Below are 20,470 nucleotides of genomic sequence, written 5' to 3' on the forward strand. Positions count from 1 at the left end.
GACGATAAGACGCCCGCTTCGGATGCGTCAAGTTCCGGGCACGCCGTGGTGGTGTTGCAAAACGACCACGCTCGCGCACGCGCGAGCACGATCGCGAGGCATCACGCCGGGACCGGGCCCTTGCCCTCGCGCAGGACCTCGATGACGTCGTCGACCAGACGCAACACCGTCGACGGATCGGGCCAAAGTGCCCCGCCATCGATCACCACACCGACCTCACGCGCAAATTTTCGCTCGTAGTCGTCGGGATCTTCGAGTGCGGGCTCCTGCTCCGCCGGCGTCACCGAGCCGGTCAGCAGCGGCTCCTCGAGCAGGTCCACGAGCATGCGGCACACCGGATGATCGGGCACGCGCAGCCCGACCTCGTGGTTGCGGTTCTTCATCGCCCGCGGCACCTCGGAGGTCGCACGCAGCACCATCGTGTACGGGCCCGGCAGCAGCCGCCGAATGGTGCGGAACACCTGGTTACCCACATGGCCGTAGCGCGCGAGCTCGGCCAGGTCCCGCACCAGCATCGTCAACGGCTTGGGGTGCTTGTCGTTCATGCCCTTCAGGCGACGCAGCGACGCGATGCCCTTCGAGGACGACAGCGCGCAGCCGAACGCGTAGCCGGTGTCGGTCGGATAGATGATGACGCCGTCGTCGCGCAGGGCATCGACGGCGGGTCGCAGGATCCGGGGCGCCGGACGCTCGACATCGATGTGGACGATCATGAAGCAGTCGAAGCCCCACCGCCGCCTACGGGGACGGGGGATGGGGCGCGGGTTCTGCCACGGATGCGCGCGCCGGTCCAGTGTCACCGGCGCTAGGGCTGCGTGAGCGCGCGCGCCCGCGCGTCCTTGCGGCGCCGGTGGCCCTGCACGCGGGCCTGCACGCGGGCCCACAGCCACAGGTAGCCCTCGGCCGCCAGCAGGAACGCATACGGATCGTAGGGCGTGCGCAGGCGGATGGTGCCGAAGAAGATCGCGGCCACCACGATCGAGCTGACAATCTGCCAGGCCACGAGCGTGAGGTCGGGCCGCCGTCGCAGCCACACCAGCGCCAAGCCCATGCCCAGCATCGACGGTGCCCACACGAAGATCTGGAACAGCACCGAGTAGACGTCGAGCGGCCACAGGAAGCGCTGGCGGCCCTTCTCCATCTCGGGCCACTGGCGATCCATGAACCACGACAGCGCGACGTTGACGACGCTCATCCGCAGCTGCTGCCACACGCCGGTGGCTGCGTAGCAGCGCCTGCGGATCTCGCGGTGGATCTCCGGATCACCGATGTAGCCGACGAAGCGAATGGTCTCGTCACCGAGCGCCGGTCGCACCGCCAGCGGATGCCGGGCCGGCAGCTTCCACGCGATGCGGAAGTTCGGCAGGCTCACGCGGCGGCCGTCGTCGGTGTTGTCGCGCGACTCGGAGCGCCGCAGCTGCGCCTCGGACTTGAACGCCTGCGTGACGACGTTGTGGCAGCGCCCCGCGGTGAGGTTCATGTTGGCGTTCTCGGCCACGCCGGCCCAGTAGCCGGTGTGGTAGTGGAATCGCCACGCCGAGAACGCGAGCATCGCGACCAACGGCAGCGCGATCGCCAGCAGCGTTCGCACGCGCACCCACGGTAGGCGCCGGCGATCGATGAACCATGTCAGCAGCACCAGCAGGTAGAACAACGCCGACTGTGGACGCACCGCGAAGCTGATCGCCGACAGGATCCCCGCGGTCCACGCGAAGCGTCCGGTCTGCAGCGCCACCACCAGCGTCAGCGTCGAGCCCAGCGCGAAGCACAAGAACGGCGTCTCGCTGAGGAAGTAGCCGGTGTTGGAGAGGTTCGGGTGCCACAGCAACAGCAGCACGCCCATCACCGGGGGCACCCGCGGGTGCTTGGCGATCCGCACCGCCAGCAGGTAGCCGAGCGGCACCGCCGCGGCCCCGAGCACGGCCCACCACAGCGCCGCGGCGACCAGCGCATCGAGCCCGAACAATCGCAACGGGATCGCCAACAGTGCGTGCGTCCCCCACGCCTGCCACGCCCACGTGCGATCGGCGGGCTCGTAGCCATGCGCGGCCAGATCATGCGCGCGGTCGAGGTACTTGCGCATGTCGCTGAACACGTAGTCCCCCGGGGGGTGCACCCACACCACCCAGATCACGCGGGTCAGCAGCGCGAGCGCGAACAAGCCCCACAGCCAGCGGCGATCGACCCGCAGGTGCGGCCCGAGCTGCCAGCCTTCGCCAGCGGGTTGCGGAGCATGGACCATGTCGACGGCGAGCAGCGATGCGCGGCCAAGGGCGTTGGAGACCGGTCACGCGCGGCGCGACCCGCCGCGAAGCGTCGACGGCGACGCCGGGCTTGTCAATGCGAAGGCGAGCATTCTCCGCTACAACCATCGGCGTGAGCTCGCAAACCTCGGCCTCCGTGTTCCAACGCCGTCGCGCCGTGGTCGCCGCGCGGCTGGGCTCCCGCGCGGCGCTGGTGTTCGCCGGTGGCCAGGTGCCGCGGAACTACCCCGCCAACGTGCACCCGTACCGCGCCGCGAGCCACTTCTTGTACCTCGCCGGCGTTGCGATCCCCGACGCGATGCTGTGGTTGCACGGCGGCCGCAGCGAGCTGTTCGTGCCGCCACCGGCGGATGACGACGCGCTGTGGCACGGCGAGGTGCCGAGCTTCGACGAGATCGCAGCGGCGACCGGCGTGGACACGGTGCGCTCGCGTACCGAGCTCCACGACGCCGTGCTCGTGCACGGCGTGCACAACATCGCGACGCTGCCGGCGATCGACACCCGCACGCGCAACCACCAGCGCGCGTGGCTCGACCGACGCTGGCCCGACGACGCCGCGCCGCGGGTCGACCTCCTCGACGCGGTCGACCTCGAGCTCGCCGACGCGATGATCGCGGCGCGCCTGTGCCACGACGAACACGCCATCGCGATGGTCCGCACCGCCGTGGAGGGCACGCGAGCGGCCCACCTCGCCGGCATGGCCATCACACGCCCGGGCCTGCGCGAGCACGACGTCCGCGCCGCGATGGAGCGCGAGCTCGTCGCCCGCGGCATGCCCTGCGCGTACAACAGCATCGTCACGGTGCACGGACAGGTGCTGCACAGCACCACCTACGATCGCACGCTCGCCGACGGTGATCTGCTGCTGGCGGACCTCGGCGGCGAGCACGAGGGCTTCGCGAGCGATGTCACGCGCACTTGGCCGGTCAACGGTCGCTTCTCGGCCACCCAGCGCGCGATGTACGAGCTGGTGTTGGCGGCCAACGAGGCCGCGATCGATCGCGTGCGCCCCGGCGTGCGCTACCGCGACGTGCACCTGCAGGCCGCGCGCGTGCTGGCGCGGGGCCTGGTCGATCTCGGGGTCCTGCGCGGCGAGGTCGACGGCTTGGTCGAGCGCGGCGCGGTCGCGATGCTGTTCCCCCACGGCGTCGGTCACCTGCTCGGGCTCGACGTCCACGACATGGAGGACCTCGGCGATCGTGCCGGCTATGCGCCCGGCCGCACGCGGTCGTCGCAGTTCGGCCTCGGCTACCTGCGGTTGGATCGCGACCTCGCGCCCGGCATGATCGTCACCATCGAGCCGGGGCTGTACCGCGTGGACGCGCTGCTGCGCGACGAGACCCTGTGCGGGCCATTCGTCCGCGACGGCGCGCTCGATCGCGACGCGCTGGCGCGCTTCGTCGACGTGCGAGGCATTCGCATCGAAGACGATGTGCTCTGCACACCCACCGAGCCGGTGGTCCTGACCGCGGGCATCCCCAAGGCCCCCGACGCGGTCTGTGCTGCGGTCGGCGTGGTCTCGGCCGACGCGCGTTCGTGATAGGCTGCAGCGACCCCTCTGGCGATACGGATGGCCCCCGATGGCCGCGCGCGCAGGGGGCCGACCAGGGAAGCGATCATGCGAGTTCAGGCCTTGACCTTGGCGGCGGCGGCGAGCTTCGTGTCGGCGTGCACCGACGATCTCGACGCGCCCTACAACTACCTGCAGACCACCGGTTACGCGACCGGCGGCGACATGCCGATGGTCGACTGCGATGCGATTCCCGCGGCCGCGGTCGCGGCCGACTTCTCCCACGTGCTCACCGTCGCCGGCGGCGAGATGCCCTACAGCTTCGCGTCGAGCAACCTACCGCCGGGACTCACCCTGGACGCCGATGGGACCCTCGCCGGCACGCCGACCCAGGCCGGCGACGCCTCGTTCGACATCACCGTCACCGACGCCGGCGGCGTCGCGGGCACCACCACCTGCCAGCTGTCGATCGCCGATCAGATCTCGGTCGAGCTCGCGCTCGACAGCGTGCCCTACTGCCTGACCGGCACCGATACCCTGCTCGCCCACGTGGTGCCCGGCACCGGCGACGGCACGCCGATCACCTGCGACCACCCCGGCGGTAGCGGCAACGGCACCATGCCGGCGGGCATCTCGGTCGATCCCGAAACCTGCGCCCTGACCGGCACCGTGCAGGACACGCGACTGGGCACCTGGGCCTTCATCGTGCGCGGCACGCAGGCCGGCGCCGAGGTCTTCATCCCGTATTGCGCCACCAACGACACCCCGGCCGCCGGCACGTTCGCGATCGAGGTCGATCACACCGGCGCGACCGCCCAGACCCTGGTGCCGCTGATGCGACTGTTCAACCCCGACGCCAGCATCATGGTGGGCGCCCCCGGCGACCCGCTGTTCCGCGCCGAGGCCGGCAGCGCCTGCCCGGGCGGCGTGTGCTCGTACAGCTTCTCGTTCTTCATCAACGCCTCGCCGTTCGATCTGCAAGACGGCGCCGGCAACGACAAGGCGGTCATCGTCGACGACATGCTCGCCAGCGACGCCGACGGCTACTTCATGACCCACGGCCTCGAGCTGTCGACCAACACACCGGTCGCCGACGCCTTCAAGAACCGCCCGTGGGTGGTCAACCTGGCGATCGACTACTGCTTCGACGTCGACGGCAACAACTGCGACACCTCGATGACCCCGACCTTCGACGGATTCCTCGAGTGGTCGGTGATCATGGTCCCGCAGGGCTAGAGAGGTTTACGGAGAACTAGTACCTCGACACAGCGATAGTGACGGGTCATAACACCGCCCTGACCGCGCCTCGCTGCGTTGCCGCACCTTGAAATACGCCCGGTATTCCGGCGGCACGGCGCCTTGCGGAGTCGCGGCCATGACGGCGTTCTGACCCATCACTATCGCTGTGTCGAGGTACTAGTCGACGAAGTGCACGTCGCCGGGCCCGTCGACGTCGACGTGCCGCGTGGCGGGCTGGCCCCACACCCGCACGTCGCCGGGTCCGTCGAGCGCGACGTCGATGTCTTCGCCGGCGAACACGCGGGCGTCCAGCGGGCCGTCGCCGTCGAGGGTCAGCGCGGCCGCACGCAGGCCGCGGGCATCGAGCGACAGCGGGCCATCGAGCACGAGCTCGGCGTGGTCGACCTCGCCCGACAGCGCGACGTCGGCGGGGCCATCGACGTCGACCGTCACCGCGGCGCCGACGATGCCGCGCACGGTCACGTTCGCCGGGCCATCGATGGTGGCGTGCTCGAGCGCGAACGGGCCCTCGACGAGCGCGTCGCTGGGCCCGTCGACGTGCAGGCGCGTCAGCGTGGTGGTCGTGACCTCCAGCTCGCAGTCGACGTGTGGACGCAGCCGTCGACGCAGCGCTCGCACCCGCAGCACGCCGGCTTCGACGGTGGTCTCGATGTCGTCGACGAGATTGTCGTCGCAGGTCAGCAGGCCAGGTAGCTGCCGCGAGCCGGGGCTCGCCGCGCCCACGCGCAGCGCGACCACGGTGTCGTTGTCGATGGCGTCGAACGCCGCCAGCTCGCGCTCGACGGTGATGGGGTCACCGCTGCCGAACACGCACGCCGAGGACAGCAATGGCGCACACAACGACAGGCGCGCCGCGAGGGTGGACATGGACATGCGGGTGCAACACCGCGGGCGTCCGCCGGTGTCACCCCCCGCGCGGCGGACCGCCGCGGACCGCCGCGCGGTGCCGGCGCTCGCGCGCGGCGGTGTCCTGGCGATAGAAATCCCGCATCAGCTCGTACATCGCGCCGTGATCGCGCTGCATCTCGAGCGGCTGCTCGAAGAAGTGCTCGCTCGCGACCGCGAAGAACTCCGCACCGTTGGTCAGCGCGTAGGTACCGAGGTAGCTCGATGCGCCCCGCTCGGTGCGGCGGCGCAGCTCCTCGTACTCCTGCGTGAAGACCTCGACCCAACGATCGTAGGTCGCGCGATCGTGCAGCGGTGGAACCCCGTCGGCGCTGCCGCTCAGCATGTCGAGCTTGTGGGCGAACTCGTGGTAGACGACGTTGCGACCGTCGGTGGGGTTGGCGGCGCCGCGACGCACCGCGTCCCAGACCAGGATCACGGGCCCGCGCGCGAAGGCCTGGCCGTGGATGGGCACACCCGCCGGTGGCAGCGTGCCGCCGGGCGCGAAGAAGCCCGGCTTGGGCGGCGGCACCACCACCGTGTACGGGTAGACCACGATGCTCTCGACCTGGCGGTACAGCGCGTGCTCGAGCCCGAGGATGAGCAGACACGCCTGCGCCGCGATGGTCACGCGGATCTCGTCGTCGAGCACGAGTCCGGCGGCGCCCTCCCAGTGCTTCTCGGCCACGAACACCTGCACGAGCTCGCGCAGGTGGGCCGCCTCGGCGTCGTCGAGCCACGCCAGGTGGGGCACGCGCACGCGCAGGATGCCGTGCCACGCCTCCGGGAACGGCTGGGCCAGGATGCGTCGTCGTCGTCGATCGTCGAGCCAGGAGAACAACATCGAAGGTGGGCGCCCCCCGAGCAGTAGCGTGGACCTGCGGCGGATCTCCGCGCAAGCGGACGAAGTGCCGAGGGTGGCGCGCGCGAACCTGCTACAGTCGGCGGCGGTGGCCCAGGCGCCCAACCTCCGCGAAGAACGGACCGCACGCGTGATCGACCGCGAGGTCGCACCGCTGTGGCACGACCGCTTCGCTCGCGCGATGTGGCGGCACCTGCCAGGCGAGCAGCCGGCGCTCGTGCTCGACGTCGCCTGTGGCGGTGGTCGCACGACCGCCGAGCTCATGCAGCGCGTGCACGCCGACACGAAGGTGATCGGGCTCGAGGCCGACCCGCTGCTGCGTGAGCTGGCCAAGGCACGGCTCGGCGAGTGGAAGGATCGTGTCTACCTCAAGGCCGGCAGCCTCGACGACGTCGCCTCGATGACGGCCGGCAGCTACGACCTCGTGCTCGCCAACCTCGTGCTCGGTGAGGTCACCAGCCTGCCCGAGGCGCTGCGCGAGTTGGTGCGCGTGACCAAGCCGGGCGGACAGCTGTTGGCGACGCTGCCGCTCGACGGCAGCTGGGCCGAGGCCGAGGATCTCTACCGCGAGGTGCTGCGCGACGCGGGGGCCCGCGACGCGGGACGACGGCTGCGTCGGCTCGCGCAGCTGCGCCCGACCGGCCACGAGCTCGCGCGCGCGCTGACGGAGATCGGCGTGTCGCCGCATCACTTCGTGATCGAGCAGGAGCGCTTCGAGCTGCTGTTCGCCGGCGGCCGCGAGTTCCTGTTCGCGCCGGTGGTCGAGCTCGGGCCGCTGCGGATGTGGAAGGCCATCATCGGCGATGGTGGCAAGCCGCAAGAGCTGTTCTGGCGCCTGAAGGAGTCGATCGACACCTACTTCGCGGGCCACGTGTTCGCGGTCACCGTGGTCGCCGGCTTGGTGCGGGTGCGCGTGCCCGAGCGCGGCGCAGCTGCCCACGCCGCTGCCGAGACCGCCGGCGAACACTGGCGACAGTGGCCGCAGCTCGACGCGCTGTGGCAGGCGGTCGAGCGCCGCGATCAAGCCGCGACCGACATCGATCTCGACATCGATCTCGACGCCGAGCCCGAGCCCGCCGCACCCGCCGTCGTCGCCGCGACCACGTCGCGCCCCGAGACCCCCGCGACCTCGATGTCGGCCTCGATGCCGCTGACCGACGAGGACGAGGCCATCTTCGCCCTGCTCGAGCAGCCGGTACCCAGCCGCGCCGGCAACGACGAGCTCGATGCGCTGCTCGATCAAGTGCTCGAGTTCGCCGCGCCGCGCGAGGACGTCACCGAACTCGACGAAGACGAGCTCGAGGAGGCCGAGCCGGACGCGCCCGCGGTCGATCGCCCGGGCGACACGCTGCAGCGGATCCGTGCGCTGCTGCCCCCGCCACCGACGCTCTCGACGCCTCCGCCTCCGCCGGGCCGACGCCAGCGCTGACGCGCCGCGCGGAGGTTGCATGTCGCCCGCCGGCCGTGCTCTGCTCACGCCGTGATCGTCGTATCCGGCACCAAGCGCAGCGGCACGAGCATGTGGATGCAGGTGCTGGCCGCCGCGGGCCTGCCCGTGCTCGGCCAGCAGTTCCCGCGCAACTGGGAGCAGAGCCTCAAGCAGGTCAACGCCGACGGCTTCTACGAGTCGATTCTCCGCCAGGGCGTCTACTACCGCACCAATCCCCATCCCGTCACCGGCAAGTACTTCTTGCCCGAGCAGGTCGCGGGCTACGCGGTGAAGATCTTCGTGCCGGGCGTGGTCCGGACCGAGCGCGCGTACATCGAGCGCCTGGTCGCCAACATCCGCGAGTGGCGGGAGTACGAGGCCTCGATCCTGCGGCTGTACGCGATCGAGCGCGAACACGATCTCGCCCGCAACCCCAACGCACCCGAGCCGGTGGTGTTCCCGCCGGCGTTCGAGTGGTGGATGGAGAACTTCGCGTTGGTGCGCGACATCAGCATCCGCCGCTACCCCGCGCGGCTGCAGACCTACGACCAAGTGCTCGCCGACCCCGCCAAGGTCATCGCCGCGACCATGGAGTGGATCGGCGTCGGCGACGTCGAGGCCGCGGTCGCGGCGGTGAAGCCGGAGCACCGCAACTTCGTGCGCCCGGAGTCGGACAGCATCGAGCCGCGCTTCGCCAAGGTCTTCGACGACCTGTACGCAGCCATCGCCGACGGCGGCACCTTGAGCGGCACGCTGCTCGACACCCTGAATCGCACCAACCGCGAGATGCTGCCCAAGCTGGTCGAGCTGCAGACCGCCGTCGCCAAGTACCACATGAGCCAGCCCGGCCCGAAGCCGGAGCAGGTCTTCGGCCTCCCCGACACCTGACGACGCCCACCACGCCCAACCACGCCCAGCACACAAGAGAGCGCCAGCGCATCGCGTCCCGCGCCGCTGGCGGTCGCAGCGGCGATGCGCTACATCCGAAGTGGGGATGCTCGGATGGATGGCGAGTGGGTGGGTCGCGGCCGCGTGCGCGTCGTGGTCGGGCGACGCCGCCGGCTCGCCCTTCGTGGGTGACCTCCGCGCTGCCCCTGGCGTGCCAATCGACGAGATCGTGGTCGCCCCCCGAGGCGGCGCGCGAGACTTCACCGCCGAGCTCGAACCGCGCGCGGCACAGAGCACGGTCGTCTACATCAACTTCGACGGCGCCTCACTGTCGTACGGACTCGACGACTCGACCCGCAACGTCACGGCGCTCGAGGACCAGGCCGGCGAGTTCCCCGACTACGGCGGCAGCTCGCAGCGGGCCGCCGTCGTGCAGGCAGTGGCCAACGACTTCGCGCCGTACGACGTGGTGTTGGTCGAAGAGCGCCCGCAGGGCATCGACTACACCATGGCGCTGGTCGGACCCAACGGCGTCGGCAGCGTGCTGGGCGTGGCCCTGCTCGACTGCGACAACGACTCGCCCAACAACATCGTGTTCGCCTTCCACCACGACGGCGACGGCTACAGCGCGGGTTCGCAGGCCAACACCATCAGCCAGGAGGTCGCCCACTCGTTCGGCCTCGAGCACGTCGATCACGCCGGCGACGTGATGTACCCGGTCTCGACCGGTGGCGATCCGCTCTTCATGGACGCGTGCCTGCCGATCGTGCCCGCCGACGACGTCGTGTGCGCGGCGCAGCACCGACGGCAGTGCGAGCCGGGCTATCAGAACTCGTTCCGTGAGCTGTTCGACCTGCTGGGCCCGGCCCGCAGCGACGACGAGCCGCCGGTGGTCTATGTGAGCGCGCCGGGCGACGGCGACGAGCTGGCGACCGCAACCCCGTTCGACATCATCGCGCGTGCCTACGACGACCACGCGGTCGCGAACGTGGTGCTGTTCGTCGACGACGCCAACATCGGCAGTCGCATGTCGGCGCCCTACAGCTGGGCGGTCGCCGGCCTCGACGAGGGCATCTACGAGGTCTACGCGATCGCGGTGGACATCGCCGGCAACATGACGCGCAGCGACACCATCGAGCTGTATGTCGGCGTCGACAATCCCAGCCGCAAGCACGGTGGGTGCGCGTGGTCCCCCGACGCGTCGCGCGCGGGCGTGTGGTGCCTGCCCCTGCTGCTCGTCGCGCGCCGGCGCAGGCCGAAGATGGCGAGCTCGCGCACGCGCGACGCGAAGGCGCCCGCGGCCTGCTAGGCTCGCGCCCCGTGACGTCATCGCGGGTCGGTTCGAGCCTCGGCCGGTGCGGGGTCCTGCTCGGGGTGCTCGCCGCGTTCGCCTGTGGCGACGCGCGCACGCCGAGTGCCGCGAACACGGACGCGACGCCCCCGCCGGCGAAGCGCGAGGGCGTGGTCGCGAAGGAAGCCCCGCCGCCGGCCCCCGAACCGCCGCGACGCGAGGCCCCGCCGGTGCGCAAGGACGGCACCATCTTCGCCGAGAGCGCGCTGATGGGCACGCACTTCAGCATCAACGTGTGGCTGGGCAGCGAGCGCACGCCCGCGGAGGCCGGCCTCGCGATCCAAGCTGCGTTCGACGAGATCGCACGCATCGAGCACGTCACCAGCGAGTGGATGGCCGACAGCGAGCTGAGCCGCTTCAACGACGCCGCCGGTGGGCCGCCGATGAAGCTCTCGCCGGATCTCTTCGCCGTCCTGCTGCGCAGCCGCGAGATCAGCGAGGCCACCGACGGCCGCTTCGACGTCACGTTCTACGGCGTGGGCCAGCTGTGGAAGTTCGAGCCCGGCGCCAAGCCGCCGGCGGACGCCGAGATCCAGGCCAAGCGCGCGCTGGTCGACTGGCGCCGCATCGAGCTCGACGCCGGCACCCGCAGCGGTCGCCTCGCCACGGCCGGCATGAAGGTGGGTCTGGGCGCGATCGCCAAGGGCTATGCAGTCGATCGCGCGTCCGCGTTGCTGGTGGCGCGCGGCTTCGCCGACCACGTCGTCGAAGGCGGCGGAGACACCTACGCGTCGGGCAACAAGGGCGGCAAGCCGTGGATGGTCGGCGTGCAGAATCCTCACGAGGGCGGGGTCGTGGGTGCGCTACCGAGCACCGACATCGCGGTCGTGACCTCCGGCGATTACGAGCGGTTCTTCGAGTACGAAGGCCGCCGCTATGCGCACATCCTCGACCCCACGACGGGCTATCCGCTGGAGTCGGCGAAGTCGTTCCAGAGCATCACCGTGGTCGGTCCCAATGCGATGGATGCCGACGCGTTCGCGACCGCGGTGGCGGTGATGGGGCCCGAGGGCGGCATGGCATTCATCGAGTCGCAGCCGCAGCTGGAGGCGGTTCTCATCACACGCGACGACCGCGTGCTGGTGTCGAGCGGGCTCGCCCACCGCTACATCCCCGCGCCGCCGGGCGACGCCCGTGCGACCTCGCCGGCCCCACTGCAGGGGCCCACAGCATCGCGTCGGGGGGCTGCCAGCGATCCCGCCGCCACCCCGAAGTGAACACGCGCTGCAGCGAAGGCGATCGCTGCGACACTCGCGACATCGCCTGATCGTCGCGAGGGTCGAACATCGCGTGGCGTCGCGGAGCCCTGCCCGCCAACGCTTGGTGCACGGGTGTGCGAAGCCAGCCGGTGGCGCGCGGGCGAGCGACCGATCGCGGCCTTGCGACTCGCGCGCAAAGGCAGCTATGGTGGACCGTGGCATTCGTCTGATCCGCCGCCCCTCGTCCATCCCCCGCGACCGCCACTCCCAGCCAAGGAGCCCCGCCATGCGACTGTCCCCCCCAGCACGCCATGGTCACTTCCCCACGCCGCGCCGCGCCCCGGCCCTGGCGTCGACGACCCTCTGCGCCACCGCACTGCTGTGTCTGGCGGCGCCCGCCCATGCCGCACCCGACGACACCCTGCACCCCTCGACGTGGGAGCTCGCACCCGACGAGCTGCAGACGCTCGGCCTGGGGCAGTCCCGCGGCGCGCCGCAGCCGGTGCCGGCCGAGGCCCCGCGCCTGCGATGGCCGGGCGAGCCCAAGGCCGCCTCCCAGGGTCGCATCTTCGTGAACTTCGGCGGCGCGCAGCTCTCGAGCGGGTGGGACGACGCGCAGAACGACGTCACCCAGATCAACGAGCTGGCCGGCAACTTCGCCGCCTACGGTGACGGGGCCAAGCGTGACGCCGTGATGCAGGCCGTGCGCGACGACTGGGCGGCGTACGACGTGATCATCACCGACTCGCGTCCCGCGTCGGGCAACTACACCATGTGCATGACCGGTCCGACCAACCCCTACGGCGGGGGCGTACTCGGCATCGCGCCGCTGGATTGCGACGACTCGCAAACGCCGAACAACATCGTCTACGCGTTCCACAGCGTCAACGACAGCTTCGATGCCTCCACCACCGCGACCACCATCGGTCAGGAGGCCGCGCACTCGTTCGGACTCGAGCACGTCGACGAGCCCGGCGACATCATGAACCCGTACAACTCGGGTGGCGATCCCAGCTTCACCGATCAGTGCATCGGCATCGTCGGCGGTGTGGTCTGTGGCAGTCAGCACGCCGCGGAGTGCGGCTCACAGAACCAGCAGAACTCGCACCAGGAGCTGCTGACCCTGTTCGGCGCCTCGAGCCCCGACGCACAGAACCCCGTCGTCAGCATCACTTCGCCGAGCGACGGCGCCACCTTCGACGTCGGTGCGAGCTTCGAGATCACCGTAGAGGCGAGCGACGACGTCGGCGTGGAGCAGGTGGCGCTGTTCAACAATGGCGAGCAGATCGAGACCGACGCCGCTGCGCCCTACGGCTGGACCGTCAACAGCGCGCCCGCGGGCACCTACGAGTTCTACGTCGAGGCCACCGATCCATCGGGCAACATCGCGACCAGCAACACCGTGGTGGTGACGGTCGGCGACGCGCCCTCCGGAAGTACCGATGGCGGCAGTGCGAGCGGCGGCAGTGCGACCGGCGGCAGCGCGACCGGTGGCGACGCCGGCAACCCCACCTCGGCGGGCGGCGACGACACCGGCGGCGGCGATGGAGCCGGCGACGGGGCCTTCGACGAGGGTGGCGACGGCTCGCTCCCGCCCGGCTACGGGCTCGACGGCACCGACACCGAGGGCTGTGCGTGCAGCCAGCGCGGGCCCGCCGACGCAGCGTTGCCCCGCGGCCTGCTGGCGGCGGTGCTGTTGCTCGGCGTGCGCCGGCGAGGTCGTGGCCGCGCGATGTGAACCCGCGTGCGAGCGACGAGCGTCGTGGGTGGGGCCGCAAGTGGGCCCGGTGGGCCGCGGGGTCGCGAGCGACTGCCAACCGGGTTGACGGCGTCGCGCCTTCGCGCCCGCGCCAAAGCGACGCGACCCACGGCCTTCGCACATCCAGCGCTGGGAAAGCTGCGGCGTGATCCGTAGACTGGATCGAACACCGGTCGTTCGCTCATGCCCAAGACGCCGCTGGCCCCGAACTCCGACCGACCGTCGACGATCCCGAGCGTGGTGCCGCCGACGCCCGCGATCGCGGCGGTGAAGCCGGCTGCCGCGTCGGTTCGCGAACCCGCGCGCACGCGGATCGCCAGCGGTGGTGTGGTGCCACCGCCCGAGCGCGCCCAACCCAAGCCGCCGGAGCCGAGCGGCGCGGGCGCGCGCGCGAGTCGGGTCGGCACGCGGATGCAGGGCACCGATGGGCTCGTCGAGCCCCGGCGCCGAGGCGCCCAAGCTGCGGCTCACCGCCGGTCGCGTGGTGCCCGGCACCCGCTATCGCATCCTGCGCTGGCTCGGTGAGGGCGGCATGGGCGTGGTCTACGAGGCGGAGCACATCGACATCGAGCGCAAGGTCGCGCTCAAGATCCTGCGCTTCGATCTCAGCAAGCAACCGCGGATGGTGCAGGTCTTCCGCGACGAGGCCCGCGCGGCCGGACGGTTGGGCTCGCAGTACATCGTCGAGATCTACGACTTCGGCGAGCTGCCCGATGGCCGCTCTTTCTTTGCGATGGAGCTGCTGCAGGGCCAAGACCTGGTGCCCAGCGACACCACGGTGACGATGGAGCCGGCGCGCGTCATCGGCATCCTGCGGCAGATCTGCAAGGGCCTGCACGTGGCCCACAAGGCCAAGGTCGTGCACCGCGACGTCAAGCCCGAGAACCTCATCGCGACCACCGAGCATGGTCGCGCCGACGCGATGAAGATCGTCGACTTCGGCATCTCGTCGATGTTGGCGGCCGGCAACACCGAGAACACCATCGCCGGCACGCCCCACTACATGGCGCCCGAGCAGGTGCTCGGCGACGCCTTCGATGGCCGCGTCGACGTCTACGCGCTGGGCTGCACCGCCTACGAGCTCATCACCGGCACACCGCCGTTCGACGCCGACAGCGTCGAGGAGCTGCTGCAGCTGCAGCTGTCGAAGGCGCCCACGTCGATGCGGGAGCGTCGGCCCGATCTGGCGATCCCGCCGGCGCTGGATCGCGTGATCCTGCGCTGCCTCGCCAAACACGCCGACGATCGCTACAGCGACATGGCCGACCTCGAGGCCGCGCTGTGCGAGGCACAGATCGAAGCCAAGCTGCAGACGCCGTGGGACGACCTGCCGCTGCCGGAGCTGCCGGATCTCGAGCGCCGCGAGCGGCTGCTGCGCGAGATGCCGACCACCGGCGCGATGCCGGGCCCGACGCGCAACCGGTGGTTGTGGCCGCTGGTGGCCGGGGCCAGCACCCTCGCCGCGGTCTCGCTGGGCCTGTTCCTCGCGTTCGGCCGCACGCCGCCACCGGCCCCTGCCGCCATCGATCGCGACACCTCCCAAGTCGATCGCATCGCCACGCAGGCGCGCGACGCCGCCGCGCACCTCGACTGGGTGCTCCCGCCGCCCGACGCCCCCGATGCGCCGACCGCCTACCGCAAGGTGCTCGAGCTGGAGAGCGAGGTCCACGGCGAGGCCGAGACGCTCGCGCACGAGCGTGCCGGCGAGTTGCGCCGGGAGTTCTCGACCACGCTCACGCGCGAGGCCGATCGCCTGTGGGACATGGGCGCGAAGGTGGCGGCCACCAACCTCTACCTGTGGGCCGCGACCTTCGACGGCGGCAACGCGCATGCGTTCGAACGCGCGGGCATCGACGCCGGCTTCCTCGCCGACTTCGTCCGACGCGTGAAGAACGGTGACCTCAGCCAGTCCGAGCTCGCGATGGGCCTGCTCGCGGCCGTCCAGGCCAGCGAAGACGAGGCCGTCCGCACCGCACGCAGCGAGGAGCTCGACCGCGCCGAGGAGCAGCTGTCGCCCATGGTCGCCAGCGTGATGGGTGAGGAGCTCGCGGTCTCGGGCTTGCGTCCGCGTCGCAAGCCCAGCACGACGCCGGTGCCCACGGCGGTGCCCACGACGGTCGCGAGCGCCGATCCGCTGCCCGACGCGAGCGTGGCCGAGTCGAGCACCGACGCGAAGGCGGCGGCCAGGAAGAAACGCATCGCCGCCGATCCGCGCGCGCTGCTGGGGAACGCCGAGCGCGATCCCGCGAAGGCCAAGGAGCTCGCCGAGCAGGGGCTCGCAGCGCTGCGGGCGGGACGGCGCAGCGAGGCCTCGTCGCTGTTCAACCAGTCGATCGCGTACGACCGCAGCAACGCCGCCGCACTGATGGGCCTGTCCGACATCGCGTTCGACACCGGCGCCGATCAGAAGGCCGTGGTCTACGCGGAGAAGGCCGTCGAGGCCTCGCCGGGCAACCAGCAGTATCGGCTGAAGCTCGGTGACGCCTACTTCAAGGTGCTGCGCTACCGCGACGCACTCGAGCAGTACGAAGAGGCCAAGCAGCGCGGCTCGACCAAGGCCGACGATCGCCTCGCCCGCGTCAAGGCGAAGCTCGGCGGCTAGTACCTCGACACCAGGGTCAGAAGCGGCCCTGCACCACCAGCGAGCCCGGGCCCACGCCGACCCGCGCGCGACGTTGCGAGTCGCCGCGATCGGCCTTGCGCTTGCCGGCGCGCGCTCGCTTGCCGGCGCTGGTCAGCAACACCGCGACGCCCAGCGTCACCAGGGTCGCGGCCGCCAGCGAGGTGCCGAACACGATCCAGTCGGTGTCCCACAGCCGCCGGCAGCGGCCGCGCGCGTCGACGTTGCCGCCCTCGCATGCATCGCCGATCTCGAAGGGACGGTCATCGAGCGCCGCGAAGGTCGCGGCCACACCGACGCCGGCGATGCCGACCCCCAGCGAGACCCAGCCCCACGGTCGCTTGGGCAGGCGGCTGGGCATCTTCTCCAGCTCGAAGCCGATGTCCTCGGCGACGCCCTCGACCACGGTCACCTCGCGCTCGACCGCGATGTAGCCGTCTTTGCTGACGCGCACGACTCGCTTGCCGGCGATGATCGGGCGCTCCAGCGGCGTGACGCCGACCAACTCACCGTCGACGGTCACCTCGGCGCCGTCCGGCTCGCTGCGCACCGACAGCACCGAGGGGCCCTGGGCGAGCGCATCGAGCTTGGTCCGCAGCGTCGCGGCCGCGGAGGCCATCAACGCACCGGCATCGACCACGCCGCAGATCTCGCAGCCCTGCTTGTTGCGCGCGACGACCTCACCCGACTTGCCGTCGACGAGCTCGACGCTGACGTCGTAGTCGCGATCGCGCACCACCACGCTCGCACGCACGACGTGGCTGGCGCCGGTGGCCTTGGCGACCCGCTGATAGCAACGTCGCTCGCCGCAGTCGTCGGCCTTCGCGTCCGCAGCGAGCACGTCGGCCGGCGAGGCCACGTCGAAGTCACCGCGCTGCAGCCCACCGACCAGCTCGCCCAGCAGCGCGTCCCGGTCGCCCTCGGCGAGCTCACCGTCGACCGCCAGCGGCAGGATCGCGGCCCGCAGGCGGGTGCTGGCCTGCGCGGCCGCAGTCGCAGGCGCGCCGTCGGCAGCCACCGCGACCGGCACCGTCGCCATCGCGAGGCTGCCGCACAGCGCCCAGGCCACGGCGACAGTCATCGAATCGACACGGCGCCAAGGCGTGGGACGCACGAGCGCAGGCTATCACGCTTGACCTTCGGCCAGCCAGCACGCGACGGTTCCCCGCGATGCACACGCGCACACGGCGGAGCCGAGCAGGGACGTCCGCAGGGTCGTCGTCGCGGATGTCGAAGCCGGCTGTCGTCGCGGCTGGCTGTGTCGCTGCAGCGCTGGCCATCGGCGCCACGGGTTGCGCGCGCGAACCCGAGGGACGCTTCGCCCAGACCGAGGAGGATCCACCGACCAAGCCCGACGGCCCGTTGCGGTACGCCGAGACCATCGCCAAGGCGCGCAGGGGCGACGACGTGATCGAGCCACTGCTCGAGCTCGGGCGCGGCAACAAGGGCGAGCTGCAGGCCGTGGTCGCGGTGGTGCACGTCGATGGCAGCGCTGCGATCGAGCTGTGGCGCTTCGATCAGAGCGGCAGCACGCAGGTGCTCGAGCCCCGCGGAGAGCCAGCACCGCTGCTGCGCCTCGACACCAACGCCACGGCCTCGGCGGCGCTGCCCGAGTTCCGTCTCGCGCTCGCGTCCCCCGGGGCCGAGCTACACCGACGCTTCGGCATGCCCGCGGCGCCCGGCCAGGCCGAGGCGATCGAACAGGGGCTGGTCGCGCTCGCGCAGGCGGCCGTCGCAGCGCGGGCCGCGGGCAGCACCGCCCAGGCCCGCGTGCAGGCCCTCGCCCAGGTCTTCCACGCGCTCGACGATGGCCCGCTGTTCACCCGCGATCAGCTGGGCCTGGCCCTCGACGCGCTGGCGGCGGGTCGCTGGCGCGCGACCGAGATCCAGCGTCCGTCCGACCGCCGCGCGGTGGTTCGCACCGAGGGCGGCGACACGCTGGAGCTGCTGCGCAAGGGCGATGGTTGGGTGATCACCACCATCCGCGAGGGCGCACCAACGCCGCCCCTCGCGCCCGCGACACCTTAGCCCCGCGGCCGAACGGACGCGGGCGCGATCGAGGGCGGGCTGACGGTGTCGGTGGCCGCACCGAGCGATGCGGTTGCGCGCCGCGGGACGATGCCGGTCCGCCCCTCCCACGCGCCGTACTCGCCGAGGCAGCTGAAGCGCAGGGTCGTGAACTCGACGTGGAAGTCCTTGCGTCGACGCTCGCGCATCGCGATCGCATGGCGCTGTGGCGCCGCGATGGCGCCATGCCCCTGGACCATCTCCAGCATCGCCCGCGCGGTCTCCCACACGGTGAAGGTCGCGATCGTGCGCGACGGGCGGGTCGCCGCCAGCGCGAGCGTCGTGCCGGGATGATCTCGGACCAGCCGCTCGACCGGCAGGCCCCACCGGATGAAGCGCGGCACCTGCAGCATCCGCAGGCGCGCGACGGTCACCGCGACCACGGGCGCGTCGAGGTCGGTGTCCGCGGCGGTCGCCGGCAGGCCGTCGAACGCCGCGACGTGCCCCCACCGTCGCAGGAACTGCAGCCGTACGTGCCAGCCCGCCGCGAGCGCGCGACCCAACCGCGTGCCGACGAGGAACTCCTCGATCGCCGCTTCGCTCTCCCAGGCCGCGAACATCGCGAGGCGACCGAGCTGCCAGCGGCGCGGCGACAGCATCGGCAACCCCAACTGCATCGGCATCATGCACTCGGCGTGCTGCAGACCCGCGACCACGCCGGCGCGCGGCGGGTGGATCATCGCCCCGAGCGTGGTGAGGACACCGGCCCGGGCGAGGTGGAAGCTGTGGACCACCACGGCCCGCTAGTCCTCGACGGCACCAGCGGCCGAGCCGTCGCCGACGGCTCCGCGTCGCTGGTACAGCTCGACCGCGGCCTCGTGCTCGGCGACCGTCTTGCTGAACTGGTGCGTGCCGTCGTTGCGGGCCACGAAGTAGAGGAACCGCGACTTCTTGGGGGCGAACACGGCCTCGATCGCCGCGCGACCGGGATTGGTGATCGGCCCCGGCGGCAGGCCCTCGTGGGTGTACGTGTTGTACGGGTTGTCCTCGTCGCGCAGGTGGATGCGGCGGATGCGACCCTCGAACTTCTGACAGGCGGGCGACTTGGTGGTCGGGACCGTGCAGCCGTAGATGATGGTCGGGTCGGTCTGCAGCAGCTTGGGCTTGAAGCTGGAGAACGACAGGCGGTTGAGGAAGACGCCGGCGATGAGCGGACGCTCGTGCTTGGCACCGGTCTCTTTCTCGACGATCGAGGCCAGGGTGACGACGGCGTTGTCGTCGAAGCCGAGCTTGTCGCCGAGCTCTTGGGCCTCCCTGCGGTAGCGCCGGCGCAGCTCGCCGTAGACCTCGCGGTGCCGCGTGACCAGCTTCTCGACGATCGCCGCGGGCGTGTCGTCGAGGTTGAACTGGTAGGTGTCGGGGAACATGTAGCCCTCGGCGGTCTCGCCGGTGATGCCGAGCCGATCGAGCAGCTCGCGGTCTCGCATCGCGGCCTCGAGCGCGGCGGCGTCCGAGAGCCCGGCGTGGGCGAGGATGCCGACGACGTCGAGCATGTTCTTGCCCTCGGCGATGGTGACCCGCAGGGTCTTGCGCTTCTGCTTGCGCTGCAGCTCCTCGAGCACCTCGGTCGGCGTCATGTCGCCGCGGAAGCTGTGCTTGCCAGCGGTGACCTTGCGGGCCGCGCCCTTGTGCAGCACGAACAGGCGGAACTTGGTGGCCTCGTCGGGCGGGATCACCCCGGCGCCCGTCAGCAGCTCCAGCACCTGCGGGAAGCTGGCACCCGGCGGCACCTCGACCTCGATGGCCTCGCTGCCGCCCACGCCGGGCCGATCGGGGTACTCGACCAGCGCGTCGTAGGCCGAGCGCAGCGTGCACACGCCGAACACCGCGGTCGCAACCACGGCGACCAACGCGATGCGCTGCCACATGCGCGAGCGCTTCGGCTTCCACCACTTGCGCTTCACGTCGAGTGCTCCGTGGTGTGGGCGTCGAGCCAGCCCTGCAGGATGAACTGCGCCGCCATGGCGTCGATGTGCTGCTTGCGACGCGCGCGGGAGAGGTCGGCCTCGACCAGCGTGCGCTCGGCGGCCGCGGTCGAGAAGCGCTCGTCCCAGGTCTCGACCGCCACCGGCACGGCGGCCGTGACGACCTGCGCCTGCAGCTCGCGCATGAACGCCCGCACCGCGCGGGCGCGTCGGCCCTCTCGACCATCGAGCTCGAGCGGCAGCCCGATCACGACCCGGGCGACGCCGCGGTTGCGCACCCAGGCCAACACCGCGCCTGCGTCCGCGACCTGGCCACGGCGCGTCAAGGTCTCGCAGGCGCTCGCGATCACGCCACCCTCGTCGCTGACCGCGAGACCGATGGTCTTGCTGCCGACATCGAGCGCCATCGTGCGCATCAGGTGGTGGGCCCCATCGGTTGCAGGCTTTTTAG

Annotated in this window: 16 protein-coding genes and 1 pseudogene; 9 read left to right on the plus strand and 8 right to left on the minus strand. The window is 71.2% G+C overall.

The features are described 5' to 3' along the window. Nucleotides 1–101: 101 nt before the first annotated feature. Entirely contained in the window at nucleotides 102–713 is a 612-nt protein-coding gene (locus IPH07_29740; protein ID MBK6921618.1) for a threonylcarbamoyl-AMP synthase, read from the minus strand. A 92-nt stretch (nucleotides 714–805) separates the two neighbouring features. Beyond that, a complete protein-coding gene (locus IPH07_29745) occupies nucleotides 806–2,242 on the minus strand; it encodes a hypothetical protein (protein ID MBK6921619.1) in 1,437 nt (478 codons plus the stop codon). Between the two features lie 98 nt (nucleotides 2,243–2,340). Between IPH07_29745 and IPH07_29750 the strand changes: the two genes are divergently transcribed. Next, the gene (locus tag IPH07_29750; protein MBK6921620.1) at nucleotides 2,341–3,804 is read left to right on the plus strand and encodes an aminopeptidase P family protein; all 1,464 of its coding nucleotides are present in this window, start codon (nucleotides 2,341–2,343) and stop codon (nucleotides 3,802–3,804) included. Nucleotides 3,805–3,882: 78 nt separating this feature from the next. Next, complete coding sequence (locus tag IPH07_29755; GenBank protein MBK6921621.1) at nucleotides 3,883–5,010, plus strand: putative Ig domain-containing protein; 1,128 nt, start codon at nucleotides 3,883–3,885, stop codon at nucleotides 5,008–5,010. A 180-nt stretch (nucleotides 5,011–5,190) separates the two neighbouring features. Here the strand turns inward: IPH07_29755 and IPH07_29760 are convergent, their stop codons facing one another. Both IPH07_29760 and IPH07_29765 read right to left on the minus strand, forming a co-directional pair. Then, entirely contained in the window at nucleotides 5,191–5,907 is a 717-nt protein-coding gene (locus IPH07_29760; protein ID MBK6921622.1) for a DUF2807 domain-containing protein, read from the minus strand. Between the two features lie 31 nt (nucleotides 5,908–5,938). Then, nucleotides 5,939–6,763 carry a zinc-dependent peptidase gene (locus IPH07_29765; protein MBK6921623.1) on the minus strand — a complete coding sequence of 275 codons (825 nt, stop codon included), beginning with the start codon at nucleotides 6,761–6,763 and terminating at the stop codon, nucleotides 5,939–5,941. A 73-nt stretch (nucleotides 6,764–6,836) separates the two neighbouring features. Here IPH07_29765 and IPH07_29770 point away from each other — a divergent pair, with 73 nt between their 5' ends. The 6 genes from IPH07_29770 (at nucleotide 6,837) to IPH07_29795 (ending at nucleotide 16,009) form a co-directional block, all read left to right on the plus strand. After that, nucleotides 6,837–8,210, plus strand: a complete 1,374-nt coding sequence (locus tag IPH07_29770) for a class I SAM-dependent methyltransferase (GenBank protein ID MBK6921624.1) — start codon at nucleotides 6,837–6,839, stop codon at nucleotides 8,208–8,210. Nucleotides 8,211–8,261: 51 nt separating this feature from the next. Then, nucleotides 8,262–9,098: a hypothetical protein gene (locus IPH07_29775; protein MBK6921625.1), complete on the plus strand. Its 837-nt coding sequence runs from the start codon at nucleotides 8,262–8,264 to the stop codon at nucleotides 9,096–9,098. A 118-nt stretch (nucleotides 9,099–9,216) separates the two neighbouring features. Then, nucleotides 9,217–10,407 carry a hypothetical protein gene (locus IPH07_29780; protein MBK6921626.1) on the plus strand — a complete coding sequence of 397 codons (1,191 nt, stop codon included), beginning with the start codon at nucleotides 9,217–9,219 and terminating at the stop codon, nucleotides 10,405–10,407. 11 nt (nucleotides 10,408–10,418) lie between these two features. After that, nucleotides 10,419–11,666: an FAD:protein FMN transferase gene (locus IPH07_29785; GenBank protein MBK6921627.1), complete on the plus strand. Its 1,248-nt coding sequence runs from the start codon at nucleotides 10,419–10,421 to the stop codon at nucleotides 11,664–11,666. Between the two features lie 268 nt (nucleotides 11,667–11,934). Then, the gene (locus IPH07_29790; GenBank protein ID MBK6921628.1) at nucleotides 11,935–13,386 is read left to right on the plus strand and encodes a hypothetical protein; all 1,452 of its coding nucleotides are present in this window, start codon (nucleotides 11,935–11,937) and stop codon (nucleotides 13,384–13,386) included. A 445-nt stretch (nucleotides 13,387–13,831) separates the two neighbouring features. After that, complete coding sequence (locus IPH07_29795; protein MBK6921629.1) at nucleotides 13,832–16,009, plus strand: protein kinase; 2,178 nt, start codon at nucleotides 13,832–13,834, stop codon at nucleotides 16,007–16,009. Between the two features lie 16 nt (nucleotides 16,010–16,025). On the opposite strand, the gene IPH07_29800 is transcribed toward IPH07_29795, so the two are convergent. Next, nucleotides 16,026–17,108 (minus strand): PEGA domain-containing protein, encoded by a 1,083-nt coding sequence (locus IPH07_29800; GenBank protein ID MBK6921630.1) that lies wholly within the window; start codon nucleotides 17,106–17,108, stop codon nucleotides 16,026–16,028. A gap of 146 nt (nucleotides 17,109–17,254) precedes the next feature. Between IPH07_29800 and IPH07_29805 the strand changes: the two genes are divergently transcribed. Further along, a complete protein-coding gene (locus tag IPH07_29805; GenBank protein MBK6921631.1) occupies nucleotides 17,255–18,055 on the plus strand; it encodes a hypothetical protein in 801 nt (266 codons plus the stop codon). Nucleotides 18,056–18,138: 83 nt separating this feature from the next. Here IPH07_29805 and IPH07_29810 read toward each other — a convergent pair. The 3 genes and pseudogenes from IPH07_29810 to ruvX all read right to left on the minus strand — a co-directional run bounded on the left by IPH07_29810 (nucleotide 18,139) and on the right by ruvX (nucleotide 20,435). Further along, nucleotides 18,139–18,831, minus strand: a pseudogene (locus tag IPH07_29810) (hypothetical protein). A 6-nt stretch (nucleotides 18,832–18,837) separates the two neighbouring features. Further along, nucleotides 18,838–19,998, minus strand: coding sequence for an endolytic transglycosylase MltG (mltG, locus tag IPH07_29815; GenBank protein ID MBK6921632.1), 1,161 nt, complete (start codon nucleotides 19,996–19,998; stop codon nucleotides 18,838–18,840). Next, the gene (gene ruvX, locus IPH07_29820) at nucleotides 19,995–20,435 is read right to left on the minus strand and encodes a Holliday junction resolvase RuvX (protein MBK6921633.1); all 441 of its coding nucleotides are present in this window, start codon (nucleotides 20,433–20,435) and stop codon (nucleotides 19,995–19,997) included. The genes mltG and ruvX overlap by 4 nt, the downstream gene beginning before the upstream one ends. Nucleotides 20,436–20,470 lie beyond the last annotated feature (35 nt).

The organism is Deltaproteobacteria bacterium, from assembly GCA_016709225.1.
In the GTDB taxonomy this organism is placed as follows: domain Bacteria; phylum Myxococcota_A; class Polyangia; order Nannocystales; family Nannocystaceae; genus Xiheibacterium; species Xiheibacterium phototrophicum.